The sequence below is a fragment of the Streptomyces sp. NPDC030021 genome (assembly GCF_055574035.1).
The window spans coordinates 129483-144571 of the sequence record NZ_JBVIAH010000009.1; the positions used below are offsets into that span (position 1 = coordinate 129483).

Consider the following 15089-nt stretch of genomic DNA (forward strand, 5'->3'; position numbering starts at 1 on the left):
GCGCGTCGTTCCCGGGGGATGCGGGCGGTGCCGCCGTGGCGGACGGACTTTCGGCGGCGGCTGGCGCGGGGCCGCGGGGGCGGGGTCACTGCACGGTGTGCTCCGAGGGGCGCAGCGCGTGGGTGAGCGCGTCGAAGGCCCGGTGCGCGGTCTCGTCGTCGAGCACCGCCCGGTCCCAGACCATCCGCAGGCGGATCTCCGCGCCCTGGGTGACGGAGACGGCGAAGGGTCCGCGTACCGGTCGGCCGTCGACGTGGACCTCCCGTCCCTCCACACCGGCGAGCACCAGGGGCGGGCGACGGCTGTCGTCGTCCACGGTGAGCAGTCCGTCGAGGCCGCCTGTCCAGCCCGAACCGGCGGCCCGCACCGCGGCCACGACCGCGTCGAACGGTACGTCGGCCCGGTCGAGGTCGTCCCACCACGCGTCGGCCGTCGCCTCCGGGCCGGGTCCGGTACCGGTGTCGGGTCCGGTGTCGGGCCCGATGTCGGCCGGGAAGACGAGGGTGTTGAGGAAGCATCCGACGACCGGCTCCGCTCCCGGGGGCCGGCCGCCCCACGGGTAGCCGAGCGGGACGGCGCCGCCGGATCCGGGGCCGTACAACTCGCGGACCGCGGAGCGGCAGGCGTCGAGCAGTCCGGGGAAGGACATGCCACCGTCGTGCGCGGGCAGCCGGGCCTGAGCGGCGCCGCTGGGCCGTGCGCCCTCGGGCACGCGGGCCGGACGGGGCGCCGGAGCGTGGGCATGCAGCGCGCGCAGCCGGTCCGCCCAGTACGCGGCCGCTTCGGGCGTCTCCGCCCGTTCCTCGGCGGCGAGTTGACGCAGGACCGCGTCCTGGTAGGCGGCGAGTTCGGCTGCCGTCTCCCCCGGTGCTGCGTGGGATTCGGCGGGCTCCTCGCTGTAGGCGGCGCCGAGTTCGTCGACGATCCGCGCCAGCGAACGGCCGTCGCAGACGGCGTGGTCCAGGGCGACGGCGAGAATGTCCTCCGCCCGCTCCGCATCGTGTACGAGGAAGAGCCGCAAGGGGGGACCCTGCGCATCCCAGGAGTCCAGCGCGCGGCGGAGCGCGGCGGCGGGCGACTCTCCCGGTACGAGGTCCGGCCGGGTCAGGCTGACGTCCGGACCGGCGACGCGCAGGACGGGTGTGCCACGGACGACGGCGGGCCGTGAGCGCAGGGCGGTGTGCCGTGCGGCGAGCCGGGATGCCGCTGCCCGCAGGCGTTCAGGGTCGATGCTCCCGTGCGGGAACGCGAAGAACATCGGCACCACGTCGGGGCGTCCGGACGGGTCCAGCGAACGCATCAGCAGGAAGCGGCGCTGTGCTCCGGTGACCGGCAGCAGGATGTCGGACCGGTCGTCGGTGAGACGCCGGTAGCGGGCCAGGTACTGACTCGTGATGCTGGGCACGTGGTCCTCTTCGTCGTGGCCGCGGTCGCGCGGAGCGGGTGGCGCGGCGGGCGGTGCCCGCGCCGGGGTCGTCCCCGGTCGCCGCACGGTGGTCGGTCGAGGGTCAGACGGTGGGTGCGGGGGCCGGCCGTTCGTCGCCGTCGGCGGAGGCAGTGTCCCGGGGTGTCCCGGGGTCGGCGCCCGTGCCACCGGCGCCACCGTCGTCCTGCGGACCGGGCAGGTCCCGCATCCGGCGCAGCGGGGAGAGCACCAGCGGCAGCGGTACGGCAAGGATGCCGACGGCGCACCAGGTGAGTGCCGTACGCGAACCGTAGGACTGGGCGAGGGCACCGCCGAGGAGCGCGCCCAGCGGCAGGGTGCCCCACATGAGGAAGCGCAGGGTGGCGTTCATCCGGCCGAGCAGCCGCGGTGGGCACATGCCTTGGCGGAAGCTGACCTGGGCGACGTTGTAGACGACGGCGCCGAAGGAGACGACCGCCGATCCGGCGGCGAAGAGGACCGCCCCGGGGACACCGTGCCCGGAAAGGGGCCACAGCAGTGCGAACGGGCCGGTCACGAGGACGGACAGGAGCATGACCCGGGCCTGCCCCAGCCCGGCGGCGAGGCGCCCGGCGCACAGGGCGCCCAGGAGACCCCCCACGGCCGACGCGGACAGCACCAGTCCGAGCCCGCCGGCCTCCAGGCCGACGACACGGACGAGATGTACGGTCTGCGTCGCCATCAGGACGGCCGTGGAGAAGTTGGCGAGGCCGGTCGTGAGGGCGATGACACGGAGCAGCGGATGGCCGAAGACGAAGCGGACGCCCTCGCCGATCTCCTTGCGCAGGGAGCCCCCGGCGGCGGCGGGTTCGGGCGCTTCCTCGGTCCGCTCGACGCGCAGGAGGAAGAGGGCGGAGAGCACGTAGCCGATGGCGTCGACGATGACCGCGAACTGCGCTCCTACGAGCTGGACCAGTCCGCCGCCGATACCGGGGCCGGTCACCTGGGCGGTGGAACGGACGGTCTCCAGGGCGCCGTTGCCGGCCACGAGTTGCTCACGGGGCAGGATCTGCGGGAGGTAGCTCTGATGGGCGACGTCGAAGAACACGGTCGCCACGCCGGTCACGAGGGCGACGGCGTAGAGCTGGGCCATGGTCAGGACGTCGGCGAGCGCGGCGGCGGGGATGCTGGCCATGGCCACGGCGCGTACCAGGTCCGCGCGGATCATCAGGGGCCGCTTGCGCATGCGGTCGGTGAGCGCCCCGGCGGGCAGCCCGACGAGCAGGAAGGCCGCGGTCTCGGCAGCGGTCAGGAGGCCCACCTGGAAGGCGGGAGCGTCGAGTTCGAGGACGGCAACAAGGGGCAGCGCCACCAGTGTCACTTGTGCACCGAGCTGTCCGGTGGCAGCTCCCGCGAGTAACAGTCGGAAGTCGCGCAAGCGCATAGGGCCACCGGCGGTGGCTCGGGATGTGTCGGACATGTGAACGACATTCACGGATCCATCGCCCAACAGTCAAAGCAAACCTGTCACTTTCGGACTTGTTTTGCGCTGTTGTGGGCACAGATCGGGAAATCCTTCGCGCTACACGGGGTACAGCCGCGTGAATTCCTGCCGGTGTGCATGCAATGTGGGACAGGTGGGGCAAGGGAGGACAGGGAGCACAAGGAGGCGCCGAGCGGCCCCCCTTACCCTGAGTAATGGGTTCCATTCTGACCGAAAAGACTCACCCATGATCACGCTCCCGCGGAAGCACCTGTTCCGTCAGCTATGAACGCCCTGGCGGCTGCTCGTCAGCCCTGCGTGTCGCCACCCGCCCGGCCGGCGCCGGCCGTGGTCCGGCGCGCGCAGTGCCGGACGACCGAGCCCAGGTCCCCCTCCGAACGCAGCAGGCTCCGCTGGACGCGCGCGCCGTTGCCGTGCTCCAGGAGGCCGGCGATGCCGGCCCGTACGAGTTCCTCGTCGCCGGAGTCGGCCAGTGCGTCGCCGACGTGCCGGTACAGCGCGTCGACGGCGGCCTCGGGTGCGGTCTCCCGCAGCGTCTCGGGGTGCAACAGCGGACCGTCGAGTCCCGAGCGGCCCGCCTGCCACGACGCGAGCCGGAGCAGCCCGGTGCTGACCCTGGCCGGGGGGTCGCCTGCTCGCCACTCCCGGGCCGCGGTCTCCACCAGGGCGCGTACGAGGGCGGCCAGCAGGACGGGGGTCGACGCGTCGAGGCACACGTCCGCCACCCTGACCTCCACCGTCGGGTAGGAGGCGGACAGCCGCGCGTCGAACCAGATCATCCCCTTGTCACGCAGCACGCCCGACTCGACCATGGCCCGCACCTCCGCGTGGTAGCGGTCCGCAGAGCCGAAGACGTCCACCGGCCCGGCTGTGGGCAGCCGGTTCCAGACCCGGCTTCGATAGCTGCCGTACCCGGTGTCCTCGCCCTGCCAGAACGGGGAATTCGCGCTCATCGCGGTCAGTACGGGCAGCCAGAGCCGGATGCGGTCCAGTACGGCCACGCCCTCCGCGTCCGACTCCACCGACACGTGGACGTGGCAGCCGCAGGTCAGCTGCTCCTGCGCGGTCATGCCGAACTGCCGCGACACCCACTCGTAGCGGTGTCCGGGGGACATCGAGGGGCGGACGGCCAGCGGTGAGGTGCCGATCGCCGCCACGACCGCACCGGCCGCCGCGGCGTGCCGGGCGGCCTCGGCGCGCCACCGGAGGATCTCTGCCTGCAGCTCGCCCATCTCCGTGACCGGTCTCGTGCCGAACTCGACCTGCTCCTCCTGGAGTTCCGCCTCGAAGGTGTGGCCGGAGTCCTTTCCGTCCGCCGCGCCGGCGGTTGCGGCGCGGTCTGCTGCGGCGAGCACCGCTCCCGACACGGCCAGCGGCTCCCCGCTGTCCGCGTCCGCCAGCAGCAGCTCTTCCTCCACGCCGACGCTTCGCATGCGATCGCCCCTCTCTTCGTCGTCCTGTTCACCGATCGGTCGTCACCGTCTGCCCGGGCCCGCCGTGGATAAGCGGAAGGGGACCCCGCGGTCCGGGAATCCACAGAACAGCAGGTGGTGGGGGCGGGGGCTGCTCAGCGGGGGCCGGGGATTCGGCCGCAGAGCAGGTTGCCCGGGTCCGCCGGGTCGTCGCTGATCCAGAACTGGCGCCAGAGGAGGGCGAACCGCTCGCGGCTGAGGTGGCCGGCACCGTCCGGGTCGAGCAGTTCGAAGACGCCATCCAGGTCGGCCGGGCGGCCGTTCCAGGTCTCCACGAGTCGCCGGTGCTCCTCCGGCGAGATGACGCCGTCGGCGTTGCCGTCCACGGCGTCGAAGACGGTGTCGGCGGTGGCGGTGACGTCCGCGACCATGGTGGGCAGACGGTCGACGAGGGTGAGCAGTTCGCCCATGTCGACCGCCCCGTCGCCGTTCGCGTCGCCGGCCTCCAGCAGCGCCGCCCACCAGCCCATCAGCAGCGTCTCCACCCGCACCCGCAGCTCCGTACCGGGCTCCACTCCCGGCAGCCGGCCCCAGCGGCCGACCAGCGCCGTGAAGTCCTCCTCGCGCAGGTAGCCGTCGCCGTCCGCGTCGAACGCGGCGAACATCCCCCTGAGCTTGCGCTCCTGAAACGCGTTGGCCATGAGCGGCCTCCCTCGACGCCGAACCGAACCGTGAACCGCCGCCCACCGGCCACCGGGGGCGGCAGCGCGTAACTATAGGTCGGTGGCCGCACCGGCCCCCACGGGCACGTGTGCACGAAGCGTCACCCCGAGGCGAGGCGGTCAGCCAATGAGCCGGGAGGGCTCGGTCGCGGACGGGGCCGGCCGCTGTTGCTCGAACGGGGAGGGAACCGGGAAGTAGGCCTCCAGGAAGGCCGTGACGACGTTGTGCTGCTGCGTCGCCGACAGACCGCCCCCGGCTCCTCCCTCGTCGGGCCCGTCCGGGTCCTCGTCGTCCGCGAGGCAGAAGGCGTCGTGGCCGCGCTCGGCCGCCAGGTCCGGCAGCCGCTCGATCTCGGAGCGGCGCGCGGTGCTGACGTACGTGTGCGTGAGGTCGCCTTCGACGGCATGCCCCTCGGCGAGGGCCAGGTGGGCGGCGAGGGTGACAGGGGCGAGATCGTCGGCGCTGCGGAAGACGGAGCGCGCGGTGGCGGCGAGCCGACCGGGCAGCAGTTCCTCGACGCGGGCGAAGGCGAACCGGGTCAGGGGGTAAGGCGTGTGCGCCAGGATGTGGGGATAGGTACGGCCGACCGCCTCCTCGACGGCCTGCCGGGTGACCTTCTGGGACGAGGTGAACACGTCGTCCCCGGCCCGGCTGCCCGGGTCCACCGCCCGCCGGTCGTGGAAGACCTTGGGCAGCCCAGAGGGCAGGAAGTAGTTCTGCGGGCGCTGGGGCCTGCCGAGGAAGATGTCGTCGTTGAAGTAGAGGAAGTGCTCGGCCAGGCCGGGGATGCGGTGCAGCCGGCTCTCGATGGCGTGGGAGTTGAACACCGCGGGGGCCGCCGGTTCCGTGGACAGCTCGCGATGGCCGATGACCGTGATGCGGGGATGGTCGGCCGCGAGCCAGGCGGGGGCCTGGTCGTCGGTGACGAGGAAGATGCGCCGGACCCAGGGTGCGTAGGCGGCGATGGAGCGCAGGCAGTAGCGGAGCTCACCGCGGTCGCGGTAGCGGTTCTCGGCGAGGTCGATCCCGCCGGTCTCCTCGATCCCGGAGGGGTGACCCGAACCGGCCTCCGCCTCGGCGGCCCGGTCCCGGCGGTGGCGCCAGGCGGGATCGGCGGCGTCCACCCAGGTGATCACCGCGTCGACCGGGAAGTCGATGTCGTCGGGGAATCGGCTCGAAAAGCAGTCGACGACGGGGTACTCCCGGTCGTCGATGCGGCGGGTGGTGGAGGCGGCCAGGGAGGGGACCCACCAGCCGTACGGGGTCTCGCGCAGCGCGGCGAGGGCGCCCTCGCCGGAGTCGGGGACCTCCCAGAACTCCAGGTCGCAGCCGGTCTCGGGACCGTACCTCAGGGTCCGGCCGGAGGTGACGACCGGCCGGTGGACGCGTACGGCCCGCACGCGGGCGGTGTGCGCCGGCTCCTTCCCGTCCTTGCCGTCCTTCCCGGTCTCGGCGGACTCGACCGCCGCCGGGAGGTCCTCGGCGAGCACGTGCCCGGCTTCACCGTCGGCGGTGAGCAGGCGCGCGTAGACGGGGAGCCCCGCGAAGGCGGCGGCGCATGCTTTCAGAGCCGCGGCCCGGTCGCCGGGCGCGATGGCCACCCGGTGGACGAGCCCCCCGTCCGGGACCAGCCCGTAGGCGACAGCCGCAGCCTCCAAGGCCTCGGCGACCGACCGAAGACTGGCGGCACGGGCGTCGGCGGGGAGGAGGTCGTCGCGTACGGTCACCAGTCGACCGCAGTGCTGGATCAGTCCGGGCACGGTCGCCAGCAGCTCCTCCTCACGGGAGGTGAGCCCGCTGGACGGAGGGGTCCTGCCGCCGGTGCGCTCCCGCCCTGCGGGACCGGGCTGCGGCGGAACGCCACCGGGTCGACGCAGCGTCCGGGCGAGTCTGCGCAGCCCGGCGGGCATGAGAAGGCGGTGGACACCCTGCATGTACGACCTCGGTGTGGGGTGCCGGTGCGCTGCAGCCGGCCGACCGAGCGTCCCGGGCAGGAGCGGCGCGCTCAGCGGCAACGATGGATACCTTGTTCACGCTCACTTTTACTGTTGTTCGCTTTTCACGCAAGAGTCGTGAGGGCCGCCGTCCCGGCTCACAGCCAATTCTCAGTTGCGCCGACGGTCCGCCGGGCCACTCCCCCGTACCTCTGGTGCCGCGGCCCGCCCGGAGGGGATCATGGGCGGTGCGCGTTGGCCGTCATCGCCGCAGCGAGTGCAGGAGGTACGTGTGTCCGTAGCGTCGAGTCGTGCGTCCGGGAGTTCCGAAGTCCCGCTGCTCCGCGAGACGATCGGGGACAACCTCGACCGGACCGTACGGCGCTTCCCCGGCCGGGACGCCCTGGTGGACGTGGCCGCCGGCCGCCGGTGGACGTACGCGGAGCTGGCCGCCGACGTGGACGCCCTCGCCCTGGGGCTGCTGGACCTCGGGATCGTCCGGGGCGACCGGGTCGGTATCTGGGCGCCCAACCGCGCCGAGTGGACGCTGGTGCAGTACGCCACCGCGAAGATCGGGGCGATCCTGGTCACCGTGAACCCGGCGTACCGCTCCCACGAGCTGGAGTACGTGCTCGGGCAGTCCGGCATCCGGCTGCTGGTCGCGGCGGAGCGCTTCAAGACCTCCGACTACGCGGCGATGATCGAGGAGGTCAGGCCGCGCTGCCCGGGGCTGGAGTTCACCGTCCTGTTCGACGGGCCGCGGTGGGACGCTCTGCTGGAACGCGGGCGCGGGGCCGATCCGGCCGCACTGGCGCGGGCGCAGGCTGCACTGGGCCCCGACGACCCGATCAACATCCAGTACACCTCGGGCACCACGGGCTTCCCCAAGGGAGCCACCCTCTCGCACCACAACATCCTCAACAACGGCTTCTTCGTGGGCGAGCTGTGCGGATACGGCGAGCGCGACCGGGTGTGCATCCCGGTCCCCTTTTACCACTGTTTCGGGATGGTGATGGGCAATCTCGCCTGCACCAGCCACGGTGCGGCGATGGTGATCCCCGCGCCCGCCTTCGACCCGGCGGCGACGCTGGCGGCGGTGGAGGCGGAGGCCTGCACCTCCCTGTACGGGGTCCCCACCATGTTCATCGCCGAACTGGCCGACCCCGGGTTCGACGGGTACGACCTGTCGAGCCTGCGCACCGGGATCATGGCGGGTTCGCCCTGCCCGGTGGAGGTCATGACCGAGGTCATCGAGCGGATGGGGATGACCGAGGTCTCCATCTGTTACGGCATGACGGAGACCTCTCCCGTGTCCACGCAGACCCGTGTGGACGACTCGGTCGAGCGCCGGGTCTCCACGGTGGGCCGGGTCGGCCCGCACCTGGAGGTCAAGGTGGTCGATCCGCAGTCCGGCCGGACCGTCCCGCGCGGCACCCCGGGAGAACTGTGCACCCGGGGCTACTCGGTGATGCTCGGATACTGGGGCGAGCCCGGGAAGACCGCCGAGGCCGTCGATCCGGAGGGCTGGATGCACACCGGCGACCTGGCGGTCATGGACGGTGACGGCTACCTGAGCATCACCGGCCGCATCAAGGACATGGTGATCCGGGGAGGCGAGAACCTCTACCCCCGCGAGATCGAGGAGTTCCTCCACGCCCACCCCGACGTGATGGACGTCCAGGTCATCGGGGTGCCCGACCAGAAGTACGGGGAGGAGCTGATGGCGTGGGTGCGGATGCGTGAGGGGGCCGAGCCGCTGACCGCGCAGGCCGTGCGCGCGTACTGCGCGGGGCGGCTCGCCCACTTCAAGATCCCCCGCTACGTCCACGTCGTGGAGGAGTTCCCGATGACCGTCACCGGGAAGATCCGCAAGATCGAGATGCGTGCGATGGCGACCCGCCTGCTGGAGGAGGCCGCGGCCGGCGGCGCCTGACCCGGCCGGAGCGGTGGCCGAGGCCCGCCGGGGGCGGCCACTCCGGCAGCTCCCCCGGCAGCCCTCTCCCCCGTCCCACCCTCGTCGCCGAAGGCCCGGTCAGCCGGCTGCCGACGGCGATGGCGACGACCCGTGACACGAGGCCCCCGACCCCCGCTCCGCACGCGCAGAAGCACGGGCCCCACCCGTCCCGGCCGTGGAGGGGCCTGCGCGCGCGTGGCGTGCGTACGCGGCGACGACGCCGCCTGCAGCAACATGGTGTTCACCACATTGCGCACCCGGGGTAACAACCGCTTTCTAGCGTGACCGACGCGGGACCCCAGGCATGAACAGCGCCGCCGGAGAACACTCATGACGGTCCGTCGCTCCCCGTCCGGCCGGCGGCGCCGCACCTTCACCTGCACCCAGCCCCACCGGGAGGCGTGGCATGAGCACCACCGAGTCGCGACAGAGCACGACACACGCGACGAAGACCGCTGCCGACCAGGCGGTCAAGGAGACGCTGGAGGACTACACCCTCCGGTTCGCACCCCGTAGTTACCGCCGCTGGACCCCCATGGTCGTGGCCACCACGGCCCTCGGCGGCATCGCCTACATGGCCGACTTCTCCATCGGCGCCGGCATCGGCCTGGCCCACGGCACCAGCAACGCGCTCGTGGCCATCACCGTGGCCGCCGCCGTCATCTTCCTCACCGGCTTCCCGCTGGCCTACTACGGCGCGCGCTACAACATCGACCTCGACCTGATCACGCGCGGCTCCGGCTTCGGCTACTACGGCTCGGTCCTCACCAGCATCATCTTCGCCAGCTTCACCTTCATCTTCTTCGCCCTCGAAGGCTCGATCATGGCCCAGGGCCTCGAACTCGGCCTCGGACTGCCGCTGTGGCTGGGCTACGCCGTCTCCACCCTCATGGTGATCCCGCTGGTCGTCTACGGCATGAAGGCGCTCAGCAAGCTCCAGGTGTGGACCACACCGATCTGGCTGCTGCTCATGGTCGGTCCGCTGGTCTATCTGATCGCCGACGACCCCGGCACGGTGGACCGCTTCCTGGCCTACCCCGGCACGAACGGCGACGGCGCCGTCAACACGGCCTCCGTCATGCTCGGAGCGGGGGTGTGCCTGTCCTTGATCGCACAGATCGGCGAGCAGATCGACTACCTGCGCTTCATGCCGCCCAAGACCGAGGCGAACAAGCGCACCTGGTGGACCGCCGTGGTCATGGCCGGCCCCGGGTGGGTGGTGCTCGGTGCGCTCAAGCAGGCCATCGGTGTCTTCCTCGCCGTGTACATCCTCGCCGAGGTCGGACCGGCGGCCGCGCCCGAGCCCATCCAGCAGTTCCGCAGTGCCTTCGACGCGATGATGCCGGCCTGGCTGGTCGTCCCGCTGGCCGTGGTCCTGGTGGTCATCAGCCAGATCAAGATCAACGTGACGAACGCGTACTCCGGCTCGCTGGCCTGGACGAACTCCTTCACCCGCGTCACGAGGCACTACCCCGGCCGCATGGTCTTCGTCCTGGTCAACCTGGCCTTCGCCCTCGCCCTGATGGAAGCCGACATGTTCAGCTTCCTGGGCAGCATCCTGGGCTTCTACTCGAACTGCGCGATCGCCTGGGTGGTCACCGTGGCCACCGACATCGGGATCAACAAGTACGTGCTGAAGCTGTCCCCGCTCCAGCCGGAGTTCCGCCGTGGGATGCTCCACGCGGTCAATCCGGTCGGCGTCGTGGCGTTCGTCGCCGCCTCCGGCCTGTCGATCGCCATGTACTTCCACCTCCTCGGCGACACTCTCCAGCCGTACTCGCCGGTGGCCGCAGCCGTCATCGCCTTCGTCGTCACACCGCTGATGGCCGTGGTCACCAAGGGCCGCTACTACTTGCGCCGCACCGACGACGGCATCGGCGAGCCCCTGCTGGACGTCGACGGGAACCCGAGCGCGGTGACCCTCGACTGCCACGTCTGCCACCAGCCCTACGAGCGCCCCGACCTCACCGCATGTGTCACCCACGGCGCGGTCGTCTGCTCGCTGTGCCTGAGTACCGACAAGGCCGGCGACCACGTCCTGCCGGCCACCGTGTAGGCCGACCCCGTTCGGCCGGCGGTCACTGCGGGCTGTGCCGGGGGCGTCGGCCGGCGGCAGGGTGCTCGTTGCGCGTCGGGGGATCAGCAGGTGCAGGCGGTAGCCGCCGTCGGGGGTGGGTCCGCCGGCGAGGGTGCCGCCGAGCTGTTCGGCCCGTTGCCCCGCGTCCACCACGCGGGGGTCCGGGGTGCGGCCGGTACGGGCCATGTGACCGGGGTCCGTCCGGGGCCGTACGGCCGGTCATGTGTGTGCCCCGTCGAGCAGGCCGGCGCGCTGCGCCCGCAGGGCGGCCTGGACGCGGTTGCCAGGACCTCCCGGACCGTGGCGGGTACCGCGCCGGCGAGGAAGACGGTGCCGGCGAAGGCCCCGGCCTGCCCGGCGGGTCGGGTGACGGGGCCCTCGACCGCCTCCGTGCCCAGGGGCCGGTCCGCCGCCCGCTCGGGGTCAGCCGCTCCAGGCCCTGCGCACTCTGCCGTCCTCGACCTCGAAGTTCAGCCTGCCTTCGAGGTGTTCCATGGTCAGCATCGTGCCGGGCGGGACCGTACGCACCGTCGTCCAGCCGCGCGCCAGTGCCCGGCGTTCCGCCTCGTCGGCGTGGAGCCCTGTGTAGTGCGCCGGATCGTCGGCGGCGGGTGAGGCAGCAGAAGAGGAAGCGGTCATGGCCCCCACCTGCCCCACCGAGGTGCTGCTCATGCCCCCGCCCGCCGAGCCCGCTCCCGCCGCTACTCCCCGTCCAGCAGGAGCCGCTTCTGCGGCTTGCCCATCGCGTTGCGCGGGACCGCAGCGATGAAACGAACCTCGCGCGGCCGCTTGTGCACCGACAGATGCGTGGCGACGAAATCGGTCAACTCGGCGCCTGTGACCCCCTGGGCGACGACGAACGCGACGATCCGCTCCCCCAGGTCGGCATCCGGCACACCGATCACCGCCGCCTCCCTCACGCGCGGATGGTCCAGCAGCGCATTCTCGATCTCACCCGCCCCGATCCGGTATCCGCCCGACTTGATCATGTCCGTGGACGCACGACCCACGATCCGGTGCACACCGTCCCCGTCGACGGCCGCGATGTCACCCGTGCGGAACCACCCGTCCTCCGTGAAGGCGGCGGCCGTCGCCTCCGGTCGGCCCAGATACCCCGAGAACAAGGTCGGCCCCACCAGCTGGAGCTCACCGATCTCGGCGCCCGGCTCGGCGGCGATACGCGTACGGATTCCCGTGAGCGGGGTGCCGACCGCGCCGGGGCGGACCTCACCGCCCGCCCGCCCGCTCACGGTGATCAGGGTCTCCGTCATCCCGTACCGCTCCACCGGCCGGTGCCCGGTCAGCCGTTCCAGATCGCGGAAGACCGGCGTGGGCAAGGCTGCGCTCCCCGACACCAGCAACCGGGCCCTCGACAGCGCGGCCGCCGCTTGCGGATCTGCCGCGATACGCGACCAGACCGTCGGCACCCCGAAGTACAGACTCCCCCCGGCCTCCGCAGCCTCCGCATACGCCTCCGGCGTCGGTCGGCCCGTATGGACCAGGCGGCTCCCCGTCCGCAACGCCCCGAGGACACCCAGGATCAGCCCGTGGACGTGGAACAGGGGCAGCCCGTGGACGAGCGTGTCCTGCGCACTCCACTCCCAGGCATCGGCGAGCGCATCGAGGTCAGCGGTGATCGCAGCGGTGCCGAGGACCACGCCCTTGGGGGCGCCGGTGGTCCCGGACGTGTAGAGGATCAACGCGGGATCCTCGCCTGCCGCCGCCGGCACGGCGGGTGCGGCCGATGCGGCGGATGCGGCGGGTGCCCGGCGGGCGAAGTCCACCTCGATGGGGCGGGCGCCGGAGTCCCGCAGAATGTGATCACGTTCGGCGGGCCCGGCATCGGGAGGCAGCGGCACGCACGGCACCCCGGCAAGCAGTCCCCCGACCACCGCGGCGACGGTCTCGAGCGAGGCGGTGGCGGTCACCGCGAACGCGCGCACCGGGCCAAGGGCGGCCAGGTCGGCGGCCACCGCACCGGCTGCACCCAGAAGTTCCTCGTAGGAAGCAGTGCGACCCGCGACGCTCACAGCGTCCGCGCGATCCCCGAAAACACCCGTCAGGGCGGTCAGCATGACGGCAGCTCCGATCAGCGACGAGCAGAAACAACCCGGTCAGCCTACGGTGGTGCCGCGGCCCGCTCCGCACTTGTCGACGATGGGGCCGGTTTCCGCCGCTTTCTCCGGATCTACGGGTTTCCGGGGCCGGGCTCCGGGCAGGCGCCGACTGGGGGTTCCGACGTACAGGGAGGATCCGCCATGGACGACCAGGGAGGCGCCGGCGGCGCCCCGCTCCACGACCACGACGACGAGCAGAGCCGACGCAGGGCACCGCACGTCGCGCCCCGCTCCGCGGCGTCCCGCGCGGGCGAACCAGCCGTACGGGCGGCGGACACGGACGAGGCCAGCCGTTTGGACCGGCCGGGCGACAGCAGCGAGTCCCCGCGAGAAAGGCTCCGGCCCGGGCGTGAGCACTGACAGCGAGCGCTGACAGCCCCAGGTGACTCCGGACTCCTGACTCCTCAGAGTCCGTACCGCATGCGGCCCAAGGCCGTCATCGGCTGGTCATGCGCGGCGACCGGAGCCGGGAGGCAGGTGGAGCCGGTCAGGTAGCGGTCCACGGCGGCGGCCGCCGCGCGACCCTCGGCGATGGCCCACACCACCAGCGACTGCCCCCGGCCCGCGTCGCCCGCGACGAACACTCCCGGCGCCCGCCCGCCGACCGCCGCGAAGCCGGCGTCGCGCGCGAAGTTGCCGCGCTCGTCGAGGTCCAGGCCCAGCTGCTCGCGCAGTCCACCGGCCCGCTCGGGGCCCGAGAAACCGAGGGCCAGCAGGACCAGGCCGGCCGGTATGACCTGCTCGGTGCCGGCCAGCGGGCTGCGGGCCACCGGCTCGACGGCGGTCAGGTGCAGCGCCCGTACCCGGCCCGCGGCATCTCCCTCGAAGCGCAGAGTGGCGCATGCGAACAGTCTGGGGTCCCGGCCCTCGCGCCCGCGGGCCTCTTCGTGGGCGTGGGAGATCCGGTACGTCCTCGGGTACACCGGCCAGGGCTCGTCGTCGGTCCGGCCGGCGCCGGGCTCGGGATTGATGTCGAGCTGGAGCACGGAGACCGCGCCCTGCCGCAAGGCCGTCCCAAGGCAGTCGGAGCCGGTGTCACCGCCGCCCACGATGACCACGTGTCTGCCTTCGGCGGTGAGGGGGGATACGGGGTAGTCGCCCTCCCGCACGCGATTGGCGCAGGTCAGGTAGTCCATGGCCTGGTGGATACCGTCCAGCGAACGGCCGGGGACCGGCAGCTCCCGGCGCTCGCCGGCTCCGATCGCGACGACCAGGGCGTCGCAGCGGCTCCGCAGCTCGTCCGCCCCGGCACCGGTCGCGCCGCCGACGTCCGCGCCCGTGGCGAATAGCGTGCCCTCGGCACGCATCTGCTCGATGCGGCGGTCCAGGTGGGCCTTCTCCATCTTGAATTCGGGGATGCCGTAGCGCAGCAGTCCGCCGATCCGGTCGGCCCGCTCGTGGACCGTGACGCAGTGCCCGGCCCGGGTCAGCTGCTGCGCTGCGGCCAGTCCGGCCGGACCGGAGCCTATGACGGCCACCGTCCTGCCGCTGCGCTTCTCCGGCGGTCTGGGCGCCATGTAGCCGAGCCGCAGCCCCTCGTCCGCGATCGCCTGCTCGACGTTCTTGATGGTCACCGGGTCGGCGTTGATCGTGAGGACACAGGCGTCCTCACAGGGGGCCGGGCAGAGCCTGCCCGTGACTTCCGGGAAGTTGTTGGTCGCGTGGAGCCGCTCGTACGCCGCATGCCAGTCGCCGTGGGCGGCGTACGCGTTCCACTCGGGGATGAGGTTTCCCAGGGGGCAGCCGGTGTGGCAGAACGGTATGCCGCAGTCCATGCAGCGGTCGGCCTGCCGGGAGACGAGCGGCAGCCGCGCCTGGCCCGCGTAGACCTCGCGCCAGTCGCCGAGCCGTTGCTCGACGGGGCGGGCCGGCACGGCCTCACGGGGGATCCTGAGGAAGCCGAACGGATCGGTCACGCGCCGCCTCCCTGGATCGTGGGCGCGGCAAGGTACACGGCCCGCGCACCGTGTCACTCGCACGCGCA

The 15089-nt window shown here is 72.4% G+C and carries 11 protein-coding genes; 3 read left to right on the plus strand and 8 right to left on the minus strand.

Translation table 11 applies throughout. The annotated features are described in order from the left end of the window. Window positions 1-85: 85 nt before the first annotated feature. The 5 genes from ACZ4YL_RS19765 to ACZ4YL_RS19785 all read right to left on the minus strand — a co-directional run bounded on the left by ACZ4YL_RS19765 (window position 86) and on the right by ACZ4YL_RS19785 (window position 6933). Window positions 86-1405 carry a condensation domain-containing protein gene (locus tag ACZ4YL_RS19765; protein WP_468117917.1) on the minus strand — a complete coding sequence of 440 codons (1320 nt, stop codon included), beginning with the start codon at window positions 1403-1405 and terminating at the stop codon, window positions 86-88. 103 nt (window positions 1406-1508) lie between these two features. Continuing rightward, entirely contained in the window at window positions 1509-2864 is a 1356-nt protein-coding gene (locus ACZ4YL_RS19770; protein WP_468117918.1) for an MFS transporter, read from the minus strand. Window positions 2865-3175: 311 nt separating this feature from the next. After that, window positions 3176-4321: a glutamate--cysteine ligase gene (locus ACZ4YL_RS19775; RefSeq protein WP_468117920.1), complete on the minus strand. Its 1146-nt coding sequence runs from the start codon at window positions 4319-4321 to the stop codon at window positions 3176-3178. Window positions 4322-4455: 134 nt separating this feature from the next. After that, window positions 4456-5001 (minus strand): EF-hand domain-containing protein, encoded by a 546-nt coding sequence (locus ACZ4YL_RS19780; protein ID WP_468117922.1) that lies wholly within the window; start codon window positions 4999-5001, stop codon window positions 4456-4458. A 141-nt stretch (window positions 5002-5142) separates the two neighbouring features. Continuing rightward, window positions 5143-6933, minus strand: coding sequence for a stealth family protein (locus tag ACZ4YL_RS19785; protein WP_468117924.1), 1791 nt, complete (start codon window positions 6931-6933; stop codon window positions 5143-5145). Between the two features lie 265 nt (window positions 6934-7198). Between ACZ4YL_RS19785 and ACZ4YL_RS19790 the strand changes: the two genes are divergently transcribed. Together ACZ4YL_RS19790 and ACZ4YL_RS19795 are read left to right on the plus strand one after the other, a co-directional pair. Then, window positions 7199-8890, plus strand: coding sequence for an AMP-binding protein (locus ACZ4YL_RS19790; RefSeq protein ID WP_468117926.1), 1692 nt, complete (start codon window positions 7199-7201; stop codon window positions 8888-8890). A gap of 427 nt (window positions 8891-9317) precedes the next feature. Continuing rightward, entirely contained in the window at window positions 9318-10967 is a 1650-nt protein-coding gene (locus ACZ4YL_RS19795; protein WP_468117927.1) for an allantoin permease, read from the plus strand. A gap of 444 nt (window positions 10968-11411) precedes the next feature. On the opposite strand, the gene ACZ4YL_RS19800 is transcribed toward ACZ4YL_RS19795, so the two are convergent. Then, entirely contained in the window at window positions 11412-11627 is a 216-nt protein-coding gene (locus ACZ4YL_RS19800) for an I78 family peptidase inhibitor (protein WP_351151579.1), read from the minus strand. A gap of 62 nt (window positions 11628-11689) precedes the next feature. Then, window positions 11690-13063 (minus strand): AMP-binding protein, encoded by a 1374-nt coding sequence (locus ACZ4YL_RS19805; protein ID WP_468117929.1) that lies wholly within the window; start codon window positions 13061-13063, stop codon window positions 11690-11692. A 183-nt stretch (window positions 13064-13246) separates the two neighbouring features. On the opposite strand from ACZ4YL_RS19805, the gene ACZ4YL_RS19810 reads away from it, so the two are divergent. After that, entirely contained in the window at window positions 13247-13465 is a 219-nt protein-coding gene (locus tag ACZ4YL_RS19810) for a hypothetical protein (RefSeq protein WP_468117931.1), read from the plus strand. 44 nt (window positions 13466-13509) lie between these two features. Here ACZ4YL_RS19810 and ACZ4YL_RS19815 read toward each other — a convergent pair whose 3' ends face one another. Continuing rightward, complete coding sequence (locus tag ACZ4YL_RS19815) at window positions 13510-15021, minus strand: glutamate synthase subunit beta (RefSeq protein WP_468117932.1); 1512 nt, start codon at window positions 15019-15021, stop codon at window positions 13510-13512. Window positions 15022-15089: the final 68 nt, after the last annotated feature.

What these genes read in the sequence shown, in the direction of transcription:
- ACZ4YL_RS19800 (WP_351151579.1), bottom strand. Translation starts at nt 11,627, where the DNA reads ATGACCGCTTCCTCTTCTGCTGCCTCACCCGCCGCCGACGATCCGGCG.
- ACZ4YL_RS19785 (WP_468117924.1), bottom strand. Translation starts at nt 6,933, where the DNA reads ATGCCCGCCGGGCTGCGCAGACTCGCCCGGACGCTGCGTCGACCCGGT.
- ACZ4YL_RS19775 (WP_468117920.1), bottom strand. Translation starts at nt 4,321, where the DNA reads ATGCGAAGCGTCGGCGTGGAGGAAGAGCTGCTGCTGGCGGACGCGGAC.
- ACZ4YL_RS19810 (WP_468117931.1), top strand. Translation starts at nt 13,247, where the DNA reads ATGGACGACCAGGGAGGCGCCGGCGGCGCCCCGCTCCACGACCACGAC.
- ACZ4YL_RS19805 (WP_468117929.1), bottom strand. Translation starts at nt 13,063, where the DNA reads ATGCTGACCGCCCTGACGGGTGTTTTCGGGGATCGCGCGGACGCTGTG.
- ACZ4YL_RS19770 (WP_468117918.1), bottom strand. Translation starts at nt 2,864, where the DNA reads ATGTCCGACACATCCCGAGCCACCGCCGGTGGCCCTATGCGCTTGCGC.
- ACZ4YL_RS19780 (WP_468117922.1), bottom strand. Translation starts at nt 5,001, where the DNA reads ATGGCCAACGCGTTTCAGGAGCGCAAGCTCAGGGGGATGTTCGCCGCG.
- ACZ4YL_RS19790 (WP_468117926.1), top strand. Translation starts at nt 7,199, where the DNA reads ATGGGCGGTGCGCGTTGGCCGTCATCGCCGCAGCGAGTGCAGGAGGTA.
- ACZ4YL_RS19795 (WP_468117927.1), top strand. Translation starts at nt 9,318, where the DNA reads ATGAGCACCACCGAGTCGCGACAGAGCACGACACACGCGACGAAGACC.